A 20,204-nucleotide genomic window follows, 5' to 3' on the forward strand; every position below is an offset into this window, starting at 1 on the left:
ATGTCCGGGAGTTCCAAACCATGACCGCCAAAACCATCGACCTGAACGCCGATCTGGGCGAGAGCTTCGGCCATTACACAATGGGCAATGACAGCGCGATGCTGGACATCGTGACCTCTGCTAACGTCGCCTGCGGCTTTCACGGCGGCGACCCGGAAGTCATGGCCGAGACCTTCCGCATCGCACGCGAAAAAGGCGTCTCCGTCGGCTCCCATCCCGGCTTCCCGGACCTGTGGGGCTTCGGACGCCGCGTCATGCCCTTCACCCCCGCCCAGATCGAACGGATCGTGGCCTATCAGATGGGCGCGGCCCAGGCCCTCGCCACCTATTCCGGCCACCGCATGACCTACATGAAAACCCATGGCGCGCTGGGCAACCTAACCGAACGCGATCCCGCCGTTGCCGAAGCCATCGTCAATGCGGTCAAGGCCGTGGACCCGAACCTCCCCATCATGGCCATCGCCCTGAGCCATCTGGACCGCATCGGACGCGAGCGGGGCCTGACCGTATTCTCGGAAATCTTCGCGGACCGCGCCTATACGGAAGACGGACATCTCGTCTCGCGCAAGGAACCGGGTGCGGTCCTGCATGATGCCGATTTCGCGGCCGCCCGCGCCGTGCGGATGGTGCAGGCCGGCGCCATCGAAACCATCTCCGGCAAAATGCTGCCGACCCGCATTGATACGATCTGCGTGCATGGGGACAACGCAGAATCCGTGGACGTCGCCCGCAAGGTCCGCGCGGGCTTCGAAGCCGCGGGCATCACGTTGCGCCCCCTGACCTGAAGCAGACCGGAAAGCCAATCGCCCCATGATCCCCGATCTCAAGATCCTCGACGCCCTGATGGCCCGGATGCAGGCGCTGGGCATTACCGAACTCGACTATTCCCGCGACGGCGAGCACATCCGTCTGGTGCGCGGCGCACAGGACAGCAGCCCCCAGCCGACCAGCCCGGCCCCGGCGGCCGCAGCCTCCACGCTTCCTGTCCTCGAAAAAGCCTCCGCTCCGGCCAAAACCGAAATCACGATCGACGCCCCCATGCACGGCCAGTTCTACGCCTCTCCGGCCCCGGATGCGCCGCCTTTCGTCAAGCCGGGCGACATCGTGGCGGAAGGACAGCCGCTCTATATTCTCGAAGTCATGAAAACGCTCTCGCGCATCGAGGCCGAATTTCCCTGCCGGATTGTGGCCGTACTCGTCGCAAATGCCGACGCCGTCTCCCCCGGAACACCGCTCTTCACCGTGGAACCACTCGATGCCTGAGCCTTCAGTGTCCCAGCCGCACCGTGTCCTGATCGCCAATCGCGGTGAAATCGCCCTGCGCATCACGCGGGCCTGCCGCCTGCTCGGCCTGCACAGCATCGGCATCCATTCCGAAGCCGATGCCAGCCTCGCCCATCTGCGCCTCGTGGACGAAACGCTCTGCATCGGCCCGGCAGCAGCATCCGGCAGCTATCTGGACGCCGCCCGCGTCCTGCGCGCCGCCGAACTCACGAACGCCGACATCATCCATCCCGGCTACGGCTTCCTGTCGGAAAACGCCGGTTTCGCCGAAGCGGTGGAACAGTCCGGCCGCACGCTGGCAGGCCCAACCGCCGCCATCATGCGCCTGATGGGCGACAAAATCAGCGCCAAACAGCAGATGCGCCGCTCGGGCGTCCCCTGCCTGCCCGGTACGGAAGACGCCCTGCCGACCGACCTGTCCGAAGCACAAACGATCTGCGACGCCATCGGCTATCCGCTGATCGTCAAGGCGGCAGGCGGCGGCGGCGGGCGCGGCATGCGCGTGGTCATGACCGCAGCGGACCTCCGCGACGCCATTGAAACGGCCCGCGAAGAAGCCGGACGCGCCTTCGGCAATCCGTCCGTGTACGCCGAACGCTTCCTCCAGCACCCCCGCCATATCGAAATTCAGGTTCTGGCCGACCGGCAGGGCAATGCCGTCTGGCTCGGCGCGCGGGACTGCTCCATTCAGCGCCGCCACCAGAAACTGGTCGAGGAAGCCCCGGCCATTGGCATCGACCCGCAGGCCATCGCTGAACTGGGCGAGCGCTGTGCAAACGCCTGCACCCTGATGGGCTATACCGGCGCGGGCACATTCGAGTTCCTGTACGAAGACGATGCGTTTTCCTTCATCGAAATGAACACCCGCCTTCAGGTCGAACACCCCGTCACGGAAATGACGACCGGCATCGACATCGTCCGCGAGCAACTTCTGATCGCAATGGGACAGCCCCTCTCCTTCACGCAGGCCGACATCCGCACGCAAGGCCACGCCATCGAGTGCCGCATCAACGCCGAAGACCCCGAGAGCTTCCGCCCAGCCCCCGGAAAAGTCCTGAGCTGGCGCGCGCCCGGCGGCCCCGGCGTCCGTATCGATACGCATCTCTATGACGGCTATGTCGTGCCCCCGAATTACGACTCCCTGATCGCCAAGCTGATCGTCCACGGCACGGACCGCACGGATGCCCTCAACCGCATGCATGCCGCCCTTTCGGAAATGCAAATCACCGGCATCGCCACCACCACGCCCCTGCATCTGCGCCTGATGACCGAGCCCGGCGTCCGCGACGGCGGCGTCAGCGTCCATTATCTCGAAGCCCTCATGCGAAAGTCTGGATCATGACTTTTCTTGAAGACCTTCTGAACGACCTTCCCGAACTGGTTGGCCGGATGAGACATCACGATGTCCGTCATGTTTCTCTGAAAAACGGGACAGGCGCGCTTGCCCTGACACTGTCGGAGAACCCCGGTCAGACGCCCCCGGCGCACCCTATCGCCCCACCCGCAAAAGCGGAAAACACGCCCGTTCCCAGCCCCGAAATGGGCGTGTTCCGCTCAAACGACCTGGACGAAAAACACCCGGTTCGCTCCGGCGAGATCGTGGGATTTGTCGAGGCAGGTGCCCTTCGCCTGCCCGTTACGGCCACGGCAGACGGCACGCTCGGCCCCGCGCTGATCGGGGATGGCTGTGTCGTGGGCTATCATGACGTGCTCTTCCGGATTCACCCGGATGGCTGAGACGCTGCGTTCAGAGCGACGCGGCGGACCGCGACGCCTGCTCATAAAAGCCCGTCAGGACACGCAACGCCTTGGCGACCTCTGCAATGGTGACGTCCCCGACCTCCCGGTTCTGGGGAATATGCTCCAACAGGCAGATCCGACGCAGACGCGCATATTCGAGACAGACGTCGCGCCCTTTCTGTGTCGTGCTGACAAAAACCTCCTTGCCTCGGCGTTCGCGCTGGATCAGCGCGAGCTCGTCGAGCTTCTTCATGGCGTAGTTCAGGTAATGTCGCTCGGACAGGTTGAGAGTGAACATCAGGTCCGAGATGCTCTTCTCCCGGTTCCGGTGATTGACGCTGTGCAGAATGAGCGTATCGAGCGCCGAGAGATCCGGCAGACCCGCGGCCGCCATCCCCCGAGACATCCAGCGATGAAACGCATGGTTCACGACAGTCAGGGCAAATTCGAATTCGCTCAGATCCTCGTTGCCCGGCACCGCCAGATGCGACGAGGACACGATGAAGGCCCGTTCCATATCCGCAACATCCGGCATCGCCGGCGCAGGGCTCGCGGTTTTCCCGTCCTTCATGGTTCGTCCTCTCCGTCAGCGAACATCTCTTCCCGATATCTTATTGCACTCTAACCCGATACGGAAAACACAGGCATGGTCGACAGTACACAAATCCGTCTCGCCGCTGATATCGGTGGCACATTCACGGACGTGGTCCTCCAGACGCCGCAGGGACGTCTGACCCGTAAGGTCCTCACCACGCCCGCCGCCCCCGAAGAAGGGGTCATGAGCGGCATCGGCCTCGTGATCGAAGACGCCGGCCTCCGCTTTCCGGACGTGACGGTTTTCGTGCATGGCACGACGCTTGCCACAAACGCCATCATCGAACGCCGGGGCGCCCGCACGGCTCTCATCGGAACGCAGGGCTTCCGGGATATTCTGGAAATCGGCACCGAAAGCCGCTTCAACCAGTATGATCTGATGCTGCAAAAGCCCAGCCCGCTCGTCCCCCGCGACCTACGCTTCACCGTTCCCGAACGCATGGATGCCCGCGGCACCGTCCAGCTTCCCCTGGATGAAGCCGCCGTTCTGGCGCTCGTGCCCCAGCTTCGTGACGCTGGCGTCGAGAGCATCGCGGTGGCGTTCCTCCATGCCTATGCCAATCCGGCCCATGAACGGCGCGTACAGGCGCTTCTTCAGGAGGCGATGCCGGACATCACCATCTCCATTTCAAGCGACGTCTGCCCCGAAATCCGGGAATATGAGCGCACATCCACCACCGTCGCGAATGCTTACGTCCAGCCCCTGATGGCGGGCTATCTGGGCCGCCTGCGCCAATCCCTTGATGCAAAAGGCTTTCAGGGCGCGCTCTATCTCGTCACCTCCGGCGGCGGCCTGACCGCGCTGGAAACGGCGCGTCAGTTCCCCGTCCGCCTGGTGGAGTCCGGCCCGGCGGGCGGTGCCATCTTCGCCGCACAATGCGCCGAGCGTCTGGCCGAAAACCGCGTCCTGTCCTTCGACATGGGCGGCACAACCGCCAAGGTCTGCCTGATCGAAGACGGCGAACCCGCGTCCTCCCGTTTCTTCGAAGTGGACCGCACGGCCCGCTTCATGAAAGGCTCCGGCCTGCCCCTGCGCATTCCCGTGATCGAAATGGTCGAGATCGGCGCGGGCGGCGGCTCCATCGCCCATCTGGACGCCATGAAACGCGTTGTCGTCGGGCCGGAGAGCGCGTCTTCCGTTCCCGGCCCTGCCTGTTATGGACTGGGCGGCAAACGTCCCGCCGTTACGGACGCGGACGTGATGCTCGGCCTGATCCGTCCGGAAAACTTCGCGGGCGGCAGCATCCAGCTCCAGCCGGATCGCTCGGCCGAAGCACTCCTGACTGATATCGGCACCCCGCTGGGTCTGTCGGCGGAAATGTCCGCCCATGCGGTCTATGAAATCGTGTGCGAAAACATGGCCAGTGCGGCGCGCGTCCATGCCGCCGAACGTGGCGCCGTGATCGGCGACCATACCATGATCGCGTTCGGCGGCGCGGCCCCCCTGCATGCCGCGCGCGTCGCGGAAAAGCTTGGAATCCAGCGTCTCGTCATTCCTTCGAACGCAGGCGTCGGCTCGGCCGTAGGCTTCCTCGCCGCACCCGTTTCGTTTGAACTCGTCCGCTCCTTCCCCATGCGCCTGGACGACAGCTTCAGTTCAGCAGAAGTCTCGGCCCTGCTCGACGACATGACGCAGGCCGCCCACGGCATGGTGCAGGACGACGCCCGGACGGAAACGCTCCACACAAGGCGCGCGGCCTTCATGCGCTATGTCGGACAGGGACACGAAATCATCGTCACGCTGCCTGACGGCGTTCTCAGCAGCGACCATCTCTCGGCCCTGCGGGACGCCTTCGAAGCGGAATATGCCCGTCAGTTCGCCCGCGTCATCCCCCATGCTGCCGTCGAAATCCTGAACTGGTCCGTCAGCGTCTCAACCACCCCGCGAAAATACCCGCCCTTCGAGGCCGCCCCGGCCCTGCATGATGCAGTCTCCGCCGACATCCGGAAACTCTTCGACGGCGCAACCGGCACGCATGTCGCCCTCCCGGTCTACGAACGTACGGACATGGGACCGGGCAGCCGCGTTCCCGGCCCCGCCCTGATCGCTGAAAAAGAAACCACGACCTACGTTTCCTCCCGCTACACCGCCCATCTGGACGGTAGCGGCAACATCATTCTGGACATGAAGGACGCCGTCTGATGAGCGCGCACTCCCATAAGGAAATCGACTTCCAGATCATGTGGAACCGCCTGATCGCCGTGGTTGGCGAACAGGCGCAGGTTCTGATCCGCACGGCCTTCAGCCCCATCGTCCGCGAATGCGAAGACATCTCGGCCGGCATTTTCGACCTGAAGGGCCGGATGATCGCACAGGCCATTACAGGCACGCCGGGACACGTCAATTCCATGGCGGAATCCGTCGGCCACTTCCTGCGTCACTTCCCCGTCTCGACCATGAAAGAGGGCGACGCCTACATCACGAACGATCCGTGGATGGGAACGGGGCATCTCAACGATTTCGTCATCACGACCCCGGCGTTCCACAAGGGCCGTCTGGTCGGGCTGTTCTCCTGCACCAGCCATCTGATGGATATCGGCGGGCTGGGCAACGGGCCGGAAGCAACGGACGTCTTCATGGAGGGCCTCTCGATCCCCATGCTGAAGCTGATCGATCAGGGGCAGGTCAACGAGACGCTGATGGCCATGATCCGCGCCAATACGCGCCTGCCGGTGGATACGGAAGGCGATACCTACTCTCTGGCCGCCTGCAACGATGTCGGCGTCCGCGCCCTGTGCGACATGATGGACGAGTTCCACCTCGACAGTCTCGAACCGCTGGCCGATTTCATCATCGAACGCTCCCGTCAAGCCGTCCTCGACAAGATCGCAGCTCTCCCGCAGGGCACGTGGTCCCACGAGATGACCATCGACGGCTACAATGCGCCGCTCACGCTCAAGGCAAAGCTCACGGTTGGCGAAAACCACGTCAGCATCAGCTATGACGGCTCACCGCCTGCTGTCGGGCGCGGGATAAACGTCCCGATGGCCTATACCCGCGCCTATACGGTCTTCGGACTGGCCTGCGCGATCTCGCCGGACGTTCCCAACAACGCAGGCTCACTGGCTCCCTATCACGTCGAGGCACCCGAAGGCTCCGTCCTGAACGCCCAACGCCCGGCCCCCGTCTCTTCCCGACACGTCATCGGGCAGATGCTGCCGGACATGGTGTTCGGATGCCTCCGCACACCCCTGCCCGAGCGCGTTCCGGCAGAAGGCACATCCTGCCTGTGGAACATTGCCGTGCGCGGACAGTGGTTCCCCAAGGGAGCAACCACGCCCCAGACCTACGCGCTCGCCATCACGACCAATGGCGGCACCGGGGCCCGCCCCGGCCTGAACGGCCTGTCCGCCACGGCTTTTCCATCCGGCGTACACGGCACCCCGATTGAAATCGCGGAAATCCAGTGCCCGCTCATCTTCTGGGAAAAGGAACTGCGCGAAAACAGCGGCGGTCTCGGCCAGACAAAGGGCGGCGACGGGCAGATCATGAAAATCGGCACCACCCAGAAACAGCCCTTCGAGCTTCTGGCAGCGTTCGACCGCGTCGATCATCCGGCCCGTGGCGCACTCGGCGGACAGGACGGCGCGGCAGGCCGGGTCGAAACCGCATCGGGCCGCAAGCTCGCCGGCAAGGGCCTTCAGGTTCTGGAAGCGGACGATGTGCTCGTCCTCATGACACCGGGCGGCGGCGGCCTCGGCGCCCCCTGATTGTCTCCCGCGCCCTTCCCGAAACGGAAGGGCGCGAAACTCAACTGTTCAGAGACAATGCGGCGGCACACGCCCCGCAAGCGCGTCCTGAACCTGCGACGCACACAGCATTGCCATACGGCGCAAGGCCTGTTCCGTCGTCGCGCCGATATGCGGCGTCAGAACCATATTCGGCGCCCGCAGCAACGGATCATCCGCCAGCGGAGGCTCGGGCGACATCACGTCCAGCCCCGCTCCGCCGACATGCCCCGTCTCCAGAGCCTTTGCCAGCGCAGGACCATCCACCTCCCCGCCCCGGCTGGTATTGATCAGAACTGCGCCTTTCTTCAGGCGCGACAGCGCCTGAGCGTCAATCGTGGGCTGACCGCTCCCCTGCGCCGGACGATGCAGCGACAGCACATCCGAGACGCCCAGAAGATCCTCAAGGCTCTCCGCCCGCTCCACGCCCACGGCCTCGAACACCTCCGCCGGAACGCTCGGAGACCACGCCACAACGCGCATCCCCAACCCGTGCCCCGCAATCTGCGCGACATGCCGGGCAATGGCGCCGAACCCGACAAGCCCGATCGTCCGTCCATGCAGTTCCGTGCCGTTATTCGCATAACGGAACGCCCAGTTCCCCTCCCGCACGGCACGATCCGCCTCGCACAGACGCCGCATGACCGCCAGCAGAAGCCCGATCGTCATTTCCGCAACGGACCGGCTGTTGGTATTGGGCGCATTCGTCACCAGAACGCCCCGCTCCGCCGCCGCTGCCTTGGCGATCCGGTTCGTTCCTGAACCGTGACAGGAAATAATTTTCAGGTTCGGCGCGGCCCGCAGCGCCTCTTCGCTCAGTCCCAGATCGCGCGTAATCACCGCATCCGCATCGCCGATTTCGCGGATCACCGCCGCCATCGAGGGTTCCGTGGCATAACGGGTCGTGATTCCGGCCTCGTTCAGACAGGTTACGGCATCGGGATGGATCTGTTGGGTAATGAAACACAGACTCATGGTGCTGGTTTTCCACAGTAAAGAAGCGCAAGGGGCGGAATGATGGCATACCGCTCCCGCTTGTCCATGCCCAAAAGCCCCTTCATGCAACCATGGGAAGCTCCCGGATGGCGTAATGGTGCGACAGCACACTCCTGGTCCGCGGATCAGACAGCTCGACGGTCAGGCTCTCCGTCCGGACAATCCCATTGAGCGTAGGAACGGTTCCACAGAACATCAAGCTCCCCGCCCCGAAAACCCGGCCCTCCCGCTGCTCCCAGCGCGCCACCAGATCGAGCGGGTTGAGCAGGGACGCCGCAAGACCTTCCTGATAAGGCGTTCTCTCAGCCGTAAAAGACCGCAACACCATCTCGTCCCACCGATCCGCCACATCCGAAAACCGCCAGAACGCCCGACCGCTGACCTTGGGACAGACCTGCTTGGACAATGCCACACTATAGGCTTCGCTTTCACGATCCGTATGGTCGGACCCCACGCCCACCAGCAGATCGCTCTGTGTACGCAACAAAACCGGCTCGACCTCGCCCGAAGTCTGGCTGCCCAGCACATCAATCACCGGCGCCGCGCTCAGGGTTTCATGCCCGACCCGGTAAAACAGCGGCACGTCCGAAGGCGGCGCCACACCAAGAGCCGCCAGTTCGTCGATATGATGCTGCACACCCGCCGCATCCCGCCCGGCCCAGCCCGCCACAATGACCTCCCTGACCGCAGTCAGATCGGGATAGAAAATTTCCATATTTCAGCGTTCCTGTTGGAATCAGTCAGCCACACTCAGCGCGTCCCGCGGGCCAGCATCGCGCCCGCACCGGAAACCAGAAGTGCCACGACCACATAAAGAGAAATGGACAGTTCGAGATGCGTCGCCCGGAACAGCGTCACCATGATAAGCGGCGCAAAAGCTCCACCCCCCGCAAGACTGCCGCAGGTATAGGCGATCGAAGAGCCGGAATAGCGGACCTCGACCGGAAACTGCTGGCTGATGAGCGCGCCCTGAACCGCATACATGATGGCGTGAACCGAAAGCCCAAGACAGACCCCGAAACCCAGAAGGAGCACCTGATGGGAAGCCGCACACCAGAAAAACACAAACGCGGCAGGCAGGGCACAAACCGTCCCCACAAGGAAAATCCGTTTCGCTCCCCAGCAGTTGCTGAACCGCCCCGCCAGCAGCGTGACGATCACCCCCCAGGCCGATCCTGCAAACACGGCCATCAGCGCCGCAGACCGCGTATGCTCCCCCGTCTGGGTCACATAGCTCAGGCTGAAAACCGTCAGCAGCGCATACAGAACATCCGGCCCGATCCGGGTACTCGCAGCGATCAGCAGGGAGCGCCCATGATGACGCAGGACCGCGCCCACAGGGTTGGCCAGAACCTCACCCCGCGCTTTGCGTTCGGCAAACTGGGGCGGTTCGGACAGGGAAGACCTGACCACCCATCCCGCCGCCAGAAGCAGCAGACTCAGAAACAGCGGCAGACGCCATCCCCAGTCCTGAAAGGAGGCCGCATCCATGGAGCGCGTCACCCCCCAGATCACCCCTGCGGACAGGACCGTTCCAAGCCCCGGTCCAAGCTGGGACCATGTCGCCCCCATGCCCATCGCCGTTTCCGAATTCTGTTCCGCCGTCAGAAGGAGCGCGCCAGCCCACTCTCCACCCAATGCGATCCCCTGCAAAAACCGCAGCAAAACAAGCAGAACCGGACTAATCGCCCCAAGCCGCGCATAACCGGGCAGCAGTGCAATCAGACCCGTCGTCAGCCCCATAAGCGCCAGCGTCAGCATGAGAACATGCCTACGCCCGGTCCGGTCCCCGAGCCAGCCGAAGATCACACTGCCCAAAGGCCGCGACACATATCCCACGGCATAGGTCGAGAACGCCAGAAGGGTTCCCATCCACGGCAGCGCCTCAGGAAAAAAGACATGGTTGAACACAAGCGCCGCAAGCGTGTTGTAAACCATGAAATCATACCACTCGAACGTGGTCCCGATCGCGCTCCCCAGAGCAAGACGCACAGGCGAGGTCGTCATGCGCCAGAACATCCGCTCACGGAAGATCCAGCCTGCCGGGTGCCTGAGAAGCGGTTCGTTTCATGATGCATACAATATCCAAAAGCGTCGGATTTTTATTCCGGAGCATTCATTCTGAACATTCCAATGCAATGCCGTCAAAAGATTTAAGCACAAAAAAGGCCCATAACGGATATTTATACCTCAACATTTATTTTGATGATTTGAATCCCGAACGCAACGACTGTTAGCCTTCCGGAACCATCACTGTCATCGCCCGGCCTGTCTGCCGCGAACAAGGACGCAAACGATGTCTGAATCCGCTTTGCCGATCCCTCTCCTTTTTCACACATCGCCCGAAGACGTCCGCGCGCTGTGCCGGTCCAACACGGCCGGAACCGTCACCGCAGGCATGGCTGCAGGTTTCATTCAGGCCAATCTGGTCATCCTCCCCAAAGCATATGCCGAGGATTTCGCGGAATTTTGTCGCCTGAACCCCAAGCCCTGCCCCCTCGTCGGCATGTCCCAACCCGGCGAATATGACACCCCGGCGCTGGGACGTGACCTCGACATCCGGACAGACCTGCCGCTTTACCGCGTCTGGCGGGATGGCGTTTTAACGGACGAAGTGACGGATATTCTGTCGTTCTGGCAGGACGATCTCGTCGTTTTTGCGCTGGGATGTTCCTTTTCCTTCGAAAACGCCTTCATGGCCTGCAACGTCCCGATGCGGCATTTCGAAACGGGTCTGGGCGTGTCCATGTACCGCACGAATATTGCCTGCACACCCGTCGGACCATTTTCCGGCCCAGTCGTCGTCTCGATGCGTCCTTTCCGCTCGCCAGACCTGATCAAGGCCACGGAAATCAGCTCCCGTATCCCTCTGGCTCATGGCGGACCGGTCCAGATCGGCTTTCCCGAAGACATCGGCATCATCGACATCGAAAAACCCGATTACGGTGCCCGCACCGAAATCCGCCCCCATGAACTTCCCGCCTTCTGGGCCTGCGGGGTGACGCCACAGGCCGTTCTGGCTGCAAGTCGCGTTCCCTTTGCCATTACACACGCTCCCGGCGCCATGCTCGTGACGGATATTCCCATTCCCGATTATGAAAATCTTGTCTCGGAACATTCCGGAAAAATAATATAAACCAGCATCATACCTCCCCACGCTCAGGATGATTCCGTGACCTCTGATCACACGCTCTTCCGGGTGGCCGTCCGGCGCATCATCCCGCTGCTGGTCGTCTGCTACATGTTTTCCTATCTGGATCGCATCAATCTCAGCTTCGCCCGCGCGGCGATGGAACAGGATCTCCACTTCTCGGATGCGACCTTCGGGCTGGGCGCCGGGCTGTTCTTCGTAGGCTACATCGTCTTTCAGGTCCCCTCCGCGCTCCTGCTCGAAAAATTCGGCCCCCGCCGGACGATCGCCGCGATCATGATCGCGTGGAGCCTGATTTCCTTCCTGTTCGTTATCATCAGCACGGCCTGGGAATTCTGCGCCCTGCGTGTCCTGCTTGGCGCCGCGGAGGCAGGCTTTTATCCGGCCGTTCTGTACTATCTGGCTATCTGGTTTCCGGACTCGATCCGCGCCCGCGTCACCACGGGCTTCCTGATCGCCATACCGCTCTCCGGCGCCATCGGTGGCCCGGTTTCCACCTATCTTCTGGGCGCCTTCGATCAGGTCCTGTCAGTGCCCGCATGGAAATGGATGATCCTGATCGAGGCAATCCCGCCCCTGCTGCTCGGACTGACCGTTCTGAAACGCCTCGACGACGGACCGGCCTCCGCCTCATGGCTGGATGCCCCCACGAAACAGGCCATCCTGACCCGCCTTCCGGACCAGAACATCTCCACAAACGACACGACATCCGTATTCGCTGCGCTGAAACAGCCTGAAGTCCTGCTCCTCGTCGTCATCTGTTTCTGTCAGGCCGTCTGCAATTACGGGATCGTCTTCTGGGTCCCGACTTTCATCGAACAGGTTATCGCTCCCGCTCCCGGACAGCTCGGCTTCTATACGGCCATTCCCTTCGCCGTCGCAGCCATGGCCATGCTGCTCAACGCCCGCAGTTCTGACAGACATAACGAACGCTGCTGGCATCTGGCCGCCCCGTTCCTCACGGTCGCGCTCTGTCTGGTCCTGACTTTCCTGTTTCAGGCCCACGGCGCAATCGCACTGGTTTTCCTGACCATCGCACTTGCAGCAGCCCTTTGCGTCACGGCCATGATCTTCACCGTAACGCCCCATGTGCTCGAAAAACGCACGCTGGCAACAGGGCTTGCATGGATCAACAGCCTTGGCGCGATCGGCGGCCTTGTGGGCCCCTACGGCATCGGCTGGATGCGCGAGCATCTGCACTCACCGCTCTCTGGGGTCTTTCTGGTCGCAGCCTGTGCCACCCTGGGCGCCATAACGACGGTCTACACATTGTCCTCCTCGCCCGCCCGGCGAACAGCCTGACCCTCAGGTCACATTGGCCGACACACGTTCGGCAATGGAAATGACGTCCTCGACAATCGCCGAACCATGACTGATCAGCCGCCCTGCGACACACCGCAGCAGAGGCAGCTTCATGCCTGTCTCGAACACCCGGAGCTTTCCGCTGGCCAGATAATCCCGCATGACCGCATAGGGCAGCAGGGCCAACCCTTCTCCTCCCAGCGTGAGCGCCAGAATGGACGGCAGAGAGCTCATGGTGTCCACCCGGTGATGGACGATCCCCTCTCGCGCCAGAAAATTGCGGATCGCCGAATGGGGAATGGTGTTGCGCGACAGGGTCATGATGGAAATCGACGGCGCCTGCCCCAGATCCAGCTTGCCGTTGCTGGGCAGCGCGAAATGCTCCCTGCCAACCATCGCAGTCTCGTAGTTGCACAGCTCGCTTTCGATCAGACGCGGTGAATTGACCGGCCCCAGAAAGAAACCCACATCCAGCATTCCCTTGGTGATTTTCCGGGAGATTTCATCCGAAACCGAAATCTCCAGATCCACTGTCAGGTTTGGATATTTATGGCGGATCTCGATCAGAAGATCCGAAATCCAGGTCTGTGAAATGGTTTCGATCGCTCCGATACGCAGGATTCCGGTTGCGTCCTGATGTCCTTTGACCGTCTGGATCATTTCATCACGCAGATCGAGGATCTGACGGGCATACTGCACCACCGTCATTCCGACCGGCGTGAGCGTGATGGATTTGGGGGCCCGATGAAAAATACTGGCCCCCAGAAGCGCCTCAAGATGCGAAATCCGGACGGACACCGCTGGCTGCGTCATCCGCAACGCATCGGCCGCCGCCCGGAAACTCCCCAGCCGCTCGATCCATAAAACCGTCTCAAGAGACTTGAAATCCATCATGAACGTCTCTGTCCTTTCCTATGCTCCGACAATGACGCCGATCTTTTTACGATACCGGAACAGGATACCCGCCACCAACCATACCGACAAAAAAATATCCTGCCCCGGAGGGCAGGATATTGCAGCACCGGCGGGAGAATGCTTCTGGAACAGCCTCTTAGAACTGAAAGGCCGTCTTGACGTAATACATGCCGCCACTGAAACCATAAGGCGAGTTGTTGGGATAAATAAACGCATTCTGCAGTGCCGCGCGCGAGGCTGCGTTCGCCTTGCCCGGATAATGATTTCCGAGGTTGAAAGCGCCCCCCGCGATATGCCAGCGCTTGGTGATGTCATATCCCAGTTCAAGATTGGTGATGTAGGACGGCTTGGCATAGGTCCACTGGGCCTGCGTCAGGGACGGTGCCGCGACCCATGTGTAAGACCCGAAACGCTGTTCCTGCACACGGGCCGAGAACGGTCCGCGATGCCAGACAACCGTCAGGTTCTCAATATTCTTGGGCGAAGAATGCAGCAGATATTCCGCATTCGTCCGGTTGAAGGACGACAGCCCAAGCTGCTGAAGGGTCGCAGGGGTCGCGTTATGATGCGAAATCTCACTATCCGCGATATTGAGGGAGAAGCGGAAGTCGAAATCACCAAGATGTCCCGTCTTCAGATGATAGGCCGTCGTGACGTCCCCGCCGTTCGTAACCGTATTGACCGGATTACCGTAATAGGCCGCATACAGCACATTTGGCAGCCCGGCCGCAGAGAGCAGGCTTTCCACTTCGGTCCCGCCGAACTGGGTGCTGTTATACAGACGGTCGTTGATGGAAATCCGATAGAGATTGGCCGTCAGTGTCCAGTTCGGCAGCAGCGTGGCATCCACACCGATGCTGTAGCTCCGGGACTGCTCACCCCGCAGCTTCGTTGCGCCCAAAACCTTGGCCCAGTTCGAATTTACCGGAAGCTGCGCCGTCCGGTATGTCGGGAATGTCGTTTCGGCAAAGAACCCTTCCTCCGCAAGCGTCGGCGCCCGGTATCCCGTGTTGACGTTCCCCCGGAACGCAAGGTTCTTGCTCACATTATAGCGTGTTCCGACTGAGCCCGACGGATGAACGCCAAGATCGTCATAGCTGACCGCATGGCCACCGAGCGTCCATTCCCATTTGGGCGTGACGTAGAAATCCAGATTGACGTGCCCGTCGAAAATACCACGGTTCAGAATGCTGCCTGCCGCCGCCGGAATCCCGAATTTGTCCACCGCACCCGCAGACGCCATTTTCCCGGCATTCGGCCCATCGAGAATGGGAACCCCGCCATTCTCCACAGACGCTTCATCACCCTTGCCAACCTGATAGGTATCGAAACGATAATCGAAACCATAACTCAGATTGACCGGACGTGGCAGAAAGGACGTCTTGATGATCTTCGTGCTGTTGAACCCGGCATCCAGCTCGGTAGAGACAAACTGTCCCGTGTAAAAACTCGTTGGGCTGTCCAGTCCCATCGTGGGGTTGTCTGTATCAACAATATGGTTGATCTGCTGATTGCGGCCGTAATTGACGAAGAAATCCCACTGCATTCCCAAAAAACTATGCGCGCGGATGCCATTATTGACCTGAAAATCCCATTCCTCGGCATGCCACATCGGCTCCATGCCATTCGGATGGAGCGCGCGCACAACGTTATCGTTGGACGGCGCACGATACGTCTCAGGCGCAATGATGTCCTTATGCGCAAAAGTCGAGGTATTGTAGACTTCCCAGTTATCCGTCACCGGATAGGCCATGTTGACGCTGGCCGTTTCAAGTAGCATCCGGATATTGCCCGCCAGACGCTGCACATCCTTGCTGGCGGTGTCGTTACGCGGATCACCCTCAAAATAGAGATTACCCGGATACTCGCCCGACCGGTTGGTGGAAAGCTGGTTGTTGATCTGCGCCGCTACATTCAGATAGCCGCCACGATGCCCCAGAGCGAAACCGTAATCGGCATTGCCATCGAAGGACTGCCCGTCTCCCGCATAAAAGCCACTGTTCTGGAGATTGATCGAGCCGCCCTTGCTGTCTTTCTTCAGAACAATATTGACCGCACCGGCCTCGGCATCCTGACCATACAGCGCACTCGCGCCTTCAGTGATGATCTCGACATGGTCAATCGCGCTGACCGGGATCAGGGACAGATCCGCCGGGTCCGTCCCGTAGTTCGGACCGGCCTGATAATAATTGAAATTGGCGTCCACATGCCGGCGCTTGCCGTTGACCAGCATCAGCGTCTGATCCGCACCAAGGTTTCGCAACTGCATCGTCTTATTGAAGCCGTTGCTGCCCATGCCGCCGAAAGGAGACGACGTCACGGCGGCGGAAAGCTGGGACAGCGCGGCGAGGATGTTGGTCTGACCGGTCTCCTTGAGCTGCTGCGAGGAATACCGGAAAACCTGTGCCGTACTGTGCTCCCGCGTGGAGGGCGAGAAAACACTTTCTCCCGGAACCTGTGTCCCACGAACGGCAATGCTTTCCGTGTCCTTCGCACTGACCTGCGTCACCTTCCTGCGATCCGTTTTTTTAACGGAACGAGAAGAGGCGTCAGCAGGATGAGCAACATGGACGGTCTTTTTCCCGGACGACGAAGTCATGTCCCTGCCCTGTAATGTTCCCTGCGCCAGTGCAGCATGACACAGCGATGTCGTCAGAAGACACGCCGTGCTCAGGGAGAGAGAGCGGGAGAGGTATTTCAAGGCGAACATTTTCACGCACTCCTGGGATCTGGGGATCAAAAGGCAGCTTTCCGCCAGAATTTCTTCATATGAGACGCGATTACCTTCCCTCCGGCAGTGTTCATTCCGCCCGGTCAGTATTTTCGCTTCCATTTCCAGTTGATAATACGGAAATTTGATACGATATTGGAACGTTTATCTTGTTATCCGCGTTAATAAATTTCTTTTATGCCCCTAGGGTGGGACGGTCACAGCCGCCCACGGACAGGAATCAGTCGATTTTGAACATAGCTTCCACCTCGACCGCCATCCCGGATGGCAGTGAGGACGTCCCGGTCGCGATCCGCACATGGCATCCTGCGTCCCCCAGAACCTCCCCGAACAGATCGGAGGCACCGTTCAGGACTTTGGCCTGCTGTTCGAAGCCTTCCGAACACCGCACCACCCCCGCCACCCGGACGAGCCGCCTGATCCGAGACAAATCTCCCTCCAGGAAATGCCAGACATGCGCCAGAATGTTGAGCCCACACAGCCGCGCCGCCTGCTGCCCCTCCTCGACGGAAAAATCCTTGCCCACGACCCCTTTGTAGCGAAGATCATCTCCCCAGCGTGGCCCCTGTCCCGCGACGAACAGAAAACCGTCACAGGAGAGGATCGGCGTATAATTGCCTCGTGGAACACTGACAGGCGGCAGAATCACGCCACACGGAAGAACAGATCCCGCCTCACGCACGGATCTGCCTCCAGTCTCCGGACTGGCCCTGCCAGTTGGTGACCATCCCGAGATGGCGTTGCAACGTTTTACGGAACACCTGAATCAGACCACGCCATTCCTCCGCAGCAATTCCGTCCGTCGCGGGCTCCGGCCCCATGAACATCCCGTCCACACCGCCACTCGCCACACAGGCTTCAATACAGCGAACTTCCAACTCCGGCTCGTGAAAAACAGCCTGATTTTCCACCAGACAGGCCAGAGCCGCCACAAGACCGGTCGCCCCCCAGTTCGAGACATTCGCGACGATAAGATGGTCCGTCGCCGTCTCAGCCGCCACACCACCCCTTCCTTCAATGCCACAGTCACGGGCCTTGGCGATCTTCTGTTTCAGTTCCGCAGCAATCACACCCATGCCGAGTTCATTGCCGCCATCCCCGATCCCGATGGAACGCAGCCCCCGCACCCGTGCCTGTGCGAACAGGTAATCCAGATCCGCAACCATTCCATCCAATGGACGGCCACCCAGACCATGATACAATCCCCTATCATTGACGCCAGGCCGTTCGATCGCAATCAGAAGGCTCGGTTGAACCTGATCGAGCAGTGCATCGCACGCCTTGCGACTTCCGGCGTCATCCTTGGGCACAGTCGCGACATAAACCGGCCGCAGATAGGGAACCGGCACGATCTTCCCGTCTGCGGGCAGATCGAACGGTGCAAGACCCGCGCCGCGACAGGTCGCGAACATCATCTCCCGCCAGTCCTCGTCCACGACAATGACCGTTTCGCGTGACAGACCCAGAAAGATCGAGCGCGCAATAAACGCAGCGCCCACCGGTCCATCCGTTTCCGGAACGCCGCCGCCTTCGGGGAAACCCGTGGCGATCAGAACAGGCCCCGGACGCTCCGCCACCTGCCCGACGATCATTTCGGCGGCAGCCATACACATGCTGCCCGGCTGACGCTTCTGGAGCGCAGCGTAAATCATGCCGATACTGCCAACACCCGTATAATCCAACACCATGAAGTCATCAATGGTTTCGGACAGACGTTCATACAGTGCTGTTCCACTCTTCAACATCCTGAATAGGCCTTTTATTTACAGTATTGAAGAATAGACAGACGGATCGACATTCCCGCCACTCAGCACCGCCACCGTCACCTTCTCCCGTACATCGAGCTTTCCCGAAAGAATGGCCGCAAGCGGTGCGGCTCCGCCGGGCTCGGCCACAAGTTTGAAATGCTCGAAGCAGTTGGCCATGCCGACCCGGATTTCGGCATCATTCACAACCAGACCATCCGCCAGCAGGGCGTGATTGGTCGGAAAGGTCAGTGCGCCCGGCGTAGGCACCATCAGCGAATCACACAGCGTGTTCATGCCACCCGCATTCTCGACCCGATGCCCGGACGCCAGCGATCTGGCCAGATCGTCAAACCCTGCGGGCTCCACGGAATAGATAGACGTTTCCGGACGACAGGTGCGGACAGCCGTCGCAATCCCCGCCACCAGTCCACCACCACTCGCACTGGAAAGCACATTGTCTGGCATGATACCCAGCTCCCGGCACTGCTCCATGATCTCAAGACCCACCGTGCCCTGACCCGCCATAACGTTGAAATCATCATAGGGCGGAACGATGACGGCGCCCTCGGAGTCCGCAATCTGCGCACCGATTTCCTCGCGGTTTTCCGTCGCCCGGTCATAGAGCCTGACCTTGGCGCCATAACGGCGCGCACCCTCGATTTTCATCTGCGGGGCACTCTCGGGCATGATGATATGAGCCGGAATATCGAGCAGCGCACAGACTGCCGAAATCGCCAGGGCATGATTTCCCGAAGACCACGCCACCACACCGCCGCGCCGTTCGCCTAGTGTAAGTTGCAGAATACGGTTACAAGCCCCGCGAAACTTGAACGAGCCCGTTTTCTGAAGCATTTCCGGCTTGACCAGAATACGGCCGCCCAGCCTCTCGTTCAGCACGGGACTTTCAAGAAGAGGCGTCCGGACCACATGATCGCGTATGCGACACGACGCTGCGAATATTTCGGAAAAATTCAGCGTTCTGTTTTCAGACTGCACCACAGATACTTTCCCCACTTCTGATGGGGTCATCATTCTTTTCAAATGGTTCTCAAATCAAATATTATCTTTGTATAACCCACCATAAAGAACGCTTATGCCTAACGCCCCTCCGCACCCAATGCGACTTCCCCCGTCGCTTGACTGCTTAGTCCCCAGACTTGGTGGTGTATTATTTTCACGCAATTGGAAGGATGCGCTATGGAAACGCCACGGCGGCGGCCGGCCGTCGAGCGACAGCGCAGTCAAAGAGTTGCGGTGAAGCGCTCCGGGCTCGACGCGCCATCCCGAAGGTAGCTTCCTCAACCGTACCGCAGGATTGATGAAAAAGCGATCGTCATGGCATTCCGCCGCCATACTCTGCTGCCTCTGGACGTTTGCCTTTACGCGCTCTAGCCGACGATCCCCCGCCTGACGAGGTCTTCACTGCATCGCTAACTTCAGCGTCACCGTATTTCCCGTCTGCCCGATACCGAAAGCGACAAGCATAGCTCATCTATTGACGGCATTGAGATGGCGATACCATCGACGTCCTCGTAGCCGCAGGCAATGGCCAGTATGCGGGCGCGCAGAATATCGGCCACGCCGTGTGTCATCAGTCGCAGATTGGGTGGATCGGCGATGAGCCGGGCGGGGCGATCGCGTAGCATTGCCTCAGGAGTTTTTGCATGCCCAAGCGCAGTGTCCCCTTACCTTTCTTCTGCGCCCGCTTACGCTCCGGCACGCCTGGCCCCCTCCTCTACGCCAGCGTATTGAACAGTTGGTTGCAAGTTCATTGGTCCCCGATGTGAACCCATCGGTTTTAAACCCTTAAAAGGAGGATGTATTTGATAGGCGCGGGGAATTGGGCAACAAAAAAGCCACCCGATTGGGTGGCTTTTCTTCTGTCTTTTCAGACGCTTATTCATGGTTGCGGGGGCAGGATTTGAACCTGCGGCCTTCAGGTTATGAGCCTGACGAGCTACCGGGCTGCTCCACCCCGCGTGGGTATTGTGTGATGTTGGGGGATTGAGAGTTG

The 20,204-nt window shown here is 60.6% G+C and carries 17 protein-coding genes, 1 tRNA gene and 1 pseudogene; 9 read left to right on the plus strand and 10 right to left on the minus strand.

Annotated elements, in window-relative coordinates:
- Positions 1-20: 20 nt before the first annotated feature.
- From HKD28_RS14675 to HKD28_RS14690, 4 genes are read left to right on the plus strand one after another with little or no spacing between them, the layout of a single operon-like run.
- Positions 21-785 (plus strand): LamB/YcsF family protein, encoded by a 765-nt coding sequence (locus HKD28_RS14675; RefSeq protein WP_099287354.1) that lies wholly within the window; start codon positions 21-23, stop codon positions 783-785.
- Between the two features lie 25 nt (positions 786-810).
- On the plus strand, positions 811-1,263 hold the full coding sequence (locus HKD28_RS14680) for an acetyl-CoA carboxylase biotin carboxyl carrier protein (protein ID WP_194268966.1): 453 nt from the start codon (positions 811-813) through the stop codon (positions 1,261-1,263).
- Positions 1,256-2,626, plus strand: a complete 1,371-nt coding sequence (gene accC / locus HKD28_RS14685) for an acetyl-CoA carboxylase biotin carboxylase subunit (protein ID WP_194268967.1) — start codon at positions 1,256-1,258, stop codon at positions 2,624-2,626. The genes HKD28_RS14680 and accC overlap by 8 nt, the downstream gene beginning before the upstream one ends.
- Positions 2,623-3,021, plus strand: a complete 399-nt coding sequence (locus HKD28_RS14690) for a hypothetical protein (protein WP_194268968.1) — start codon at positions 2,623-2,625, stop codon at positions 3,019-3,021. Before accC ends, HKD28_RS14690 begins: the two co-directional genes overlap by 4 nt.
- A 10-nt stretch (positions 3,022-3,031) precedes the next feature.
- Here the strand turns inward: HKD28_RS14690 and HKD28_RS14695 are convergent, their stop codons facing one another.
- The gene (locus HKD28_RS14695; protein WP_099287350.1) at positions 3,032-3,595 is read right to left on the minus strand and encodes a winged helix DNA-binding protein; all 564 of its coding nucleotides are present in this window, start codon (positions 3,593-3,595) and stop codon (positions 3,032-3,034) included.
- A gap of 75 nt (positions 3,596-3,670) precedes the next feature.
- Between HKD28_RS14695 and HKD28_RS14700 the strand changes: the two genes are divergently transcribed.
- The gene (locus HKD28_RS14700) at positions 3,671-5,761 is read left to right on the plus strand and encodes a hydantoinase/oxoprolinase family protein (RefSeq protein WP_194268969.1); all 2,091 of its coding nucleotides are present in this window, start codon (positions 3,671-3,673) and stop codon (positions 5,759-5,761) included.
- Complete coding sequence (locus HKD28_RS14705) at positions 5,761-7,329, plus strand: hydantoinase B/oxoprolinase family protein (protein ID WP_194268970.1); 1,569 nt, start codon at positions 5,761-5,763, stop codon at positions 7,327-7,329. Before HKD28_RS14700 ends, HKD28_RS14705 begins: the two co-directional genes overlap by 1 nt.
- A 48-nt stretch (positions 7,330-7,377) precedes the next feature.
- Here the strand turns inward: HKD28_RS14705 and HKD28_RS14710 are convergent, their stop codons facing one another.
- The 3 genes from HKD28_RS14710 to HKD28_RS14720 all read right to left on the minus strand — a co-directional run bounded on the left by HKD28_RS14710 (position 7,378) and on the right by HKD28_RS14720 (position 10,350).
- Complete coding sequence (locus HKD28_RS14710) at positions 7,378-8,322, minus strand: hydroxyacid dehydrogenase (protein WP_194268971.1); 945 nt, start codon at positions 8,320-8,322, stop codon at positions 7,378-7,380.
- An 82-nt stretch (positions 8,323-8,404) separates the two neighbouring features.
- Positions 8,405-9,058, minus strand: a complete 654-nt coding sequence (locus HKD28_RS14715; protein WP_194268972.1) for a DUF2848 family protein — start codon at positions 9,056-9,058, stop codon at positions 8,405-8,407.
- 35 nt (positions 9,059-9,093) lie between these two features.
- Complete coding sequence (locus HKD28_RS14720; RefSeq protein ID WP_207729020.1) at positions 9,094-10,350, minus strand: MFS transporter; 1,257 nt, start codon at positions 10,348-10,350, stop codon at positions 9,094-9,096.
- A gap of 289 nt (positions 10,351-10,639) precedes the next feature.
- On the opposite strand from HKD28_RS14720, the gene HKD28_RS14725 reads away from it, so the two are divergent.
- Both HKD28_RS14725 and HKD28_RS14730 read left to right on the plus strand, forming a co-directional pair.
- Positions 10,640-11,479, plus strand: coding sequence for a putative hydro-lyase (locus tag HKD28_RS14725; protein WP_194268974.1), 840 nt, complete (start codon positions 10,640-10,642; stop codon positions 11,477-11,479).
- A gap of 36 nt (positions 11,480-11,515) precedes the next feature.
- On the plus strand, positions 11,516-12,796 hold the full coding sequence (locus tag HKD28_RS14730; RefSeq protein ID WP_328750762.1) for an MFS transporter: 1,281 nt from the start codon (positions 11,516-11,518) through the stop codon (positions 12,794-12,796).
- Positions 12,797-12,799: 3 nt separating this feature from the next.
- On the opposite strand, the gene HKD28_RS14735 is transcribed toward HKD28_RS14730, so the two are convergent.
- The 5 genes from HKD28_RS14735 to HKD28_RS14755 form a co-directional block, all read right to left on the minus strand.
- Positions 12,800-13,690, minus strand: coding sequence for a LysR family transcriptional regulator (locus HKD28_RS14735; RefSeq protein ID WP_231865414.1), 891 nt, complete (start codon positions 13,688-13,690; stop codon positions 12,800-12,802).
- A gap of 157 nt (positions 13,691-13,847) precedes the next feature.
- On the minus strand, positions 13,848-16,421 hold the full coding sequence (locus HKD28_RS14740; RefSeq protein ID WP_235993534.1) for a TonB-dependent receptor plug domain-containing protein: 2,574 nt from the start codon (positions 16,419-16,421) through the stop codon (positions 13,848-13,850).
- A gap of 241 nt (positions 16,422-16,662) precedes the next feature.
- Complete coding sequence (locus HKD28_RS14745) at positions 16,663-17,124, minus strand: RidA family protein (protein ID WP_194268975.1); 462 nt, start codon at positions 17,122-17,124, stop codon at positions 16,663-16,665.
- Complete coding sequence (locus tag HKD28_RS14750; protein ID WP_194268976.1) at positions 17,117-18,187, minus strand: DUF4392 domain-containing protein; 1,071 nt, start codon at positions 18,185-18,187, stop codon at positions 17,117-17,119. The genes HKD28_RS14745 and HKD28_RS14750 overlap by 8 nt, the downstream gene beginning before the upstream one ends.
- 18 nt (positions 18,188-18,205) lie before the next feature.
- Positions 18,206-19,222 (minus strand): threonine ammonia-lyase, encoded by a 1,017-nt coding sequence (locus tag HKD28_RS14755; RefSeq protein ID WP_407925775.1) that lies wholly within the window; start codon positions 19,220-19,222, stop codon positions 18,206-18,208.
- Between the two features lie 282 nt (positions 19,223-19,504).
- Here HKD28_RS14755 and HKD28_RS14760 point away from each other — a divergent pair.
- Positions 19,505-19,621: pseudogene (locus HKD28_RS14760) on the plus strand (IS481 family transposase); the annotation flags it as partial.
- 472 nt (positions 19,622-20,093) lie between these two features.
- On the opposite strand, the gene HKD28_RS14765 reads toward HKD28_RS14760, so the two are convergent.
- A tRNA-Met gene (locus HKD28_RS14765) sits at positions 20,094-20,170 on the minus strand.
- Between the last annotated feature and the right edge of the window lie 34 nt (positions 20,171-20,204).

This window comes from Gluconobacter cadivus (assembly GCF_015244745.1).
Taxonomy (GTDB): domain Bacteria; phylum Pseudomonadota; class Alphaproteobacteria; order Acetobacterales; family Acetobacteraceae; genus Gluconobacter; species Gluconobacter cadivus.